The following is a 1,061-nucleotide window of genomic DNA, read 5'->3' on the forward strand; positions in this document are numbered from 1 at the left end:
CACGTTGACCACGGCAAGACGACGCTGACGGCGGCGATCACCAAGTATTTCGGCGACTTCAAGGCCTATGACCAGATCGACGCAGCGCCGGAAGAGAAGGCCCGCGGGATCACGATCTCGACCGCGCACGTGGAATACGAGACCGAAGCGCGCCACTATGCGCACGTCGACTGCCCCGGCCACGCCGACTACGTGAAGAACATGATCACCGGCGCGGCCCAGATGGACGGCGCGATCCTGGTCTGCGCGGCCTCGGACGGCCCGATGCCGCAGACCCGCGAGCACATCCTGCTCGGCCGCCAGGTCGGTATCCCGACCATGGTCGTCTACATGAACAAGGTCGACCTGGTCGATGACGAGGAGCTGCTCGAGCTCGTCGAGATGGAACTGCGCGAGCTGCTGTCGAACTACGACTACCCGGGCGACGACATCCCGATCATCAAGGGCTCGGCCCACCAGGCGCTGATCGGCGAGATGCCGGAAATCGGCGAGCAGTCGGTGCGCGCGCTGATGAAGGCCGTCGACGAGTGGATCCCGACCCCCGAGCGCGCTGTCGACCAGCCGTTCCTGATGCCGATCGAAGACGTGTTCTCGATCTCGGGCCGCGGCACCGTGGTGACCGGCCGTGTCGAGCGTGGCGTGATCAACGTCGGCGACGAAATCGAGATCGTCGGCATCAAGGCCACCAAGAAGACCACCTGCACCGGCGTCGAGATGTTCCGCAAGCTGCTCGACCGCGGTGAAGCCGGCGACAACATCGGCGCGCTGCTGCGCGGCGTCGACCGTGAAGGCGTCGAACGTGGCCAGGTGCTCTGCAAGCCCGGTTCGGTGACCCCGCACACCAACTTCGAAGCCGAGGTCTATATCCTGACCAAGGAAGAAGGCGGCCGTCACACCCCGTTCTTCGCCAACTACCGCCCGCAGTTCTACTTCCGGACCACCGACGTGACCGGGACCGTTGAACTGCCGGAAGGCACCGAGATGGTGATGCCCGGCGACAACCTGAAGTTCACCGTGGAACTGATCGCCCCGATCGCCATGGAGCAGGGCCTGCGCTTCGC

1 protein-coding gene is annotated in these 1,061 nt (G+C 65.0%); it reads left to right on the forward strand.

Features of this window, described 5'->3' with window-relative positions:
- A partial coding sequence (gene tuf / locus IE266_RS26740; protein WP_189683184.1) for an elongation factor Tu occupies window positions 1-1,061 on the forward strand: 1,061 nt, incomplete at both ends.

The organism is Seohaeicola zhoushanensis (assembly GCF_014656415.1).
Lineage (GTDB): Bacteria > Pseudomonadota > Alphaproteobacteria > Rhodobacterales > Rhodobacteraceae > Seohaeicola_A > Seohaeicola_A zhoushanensis.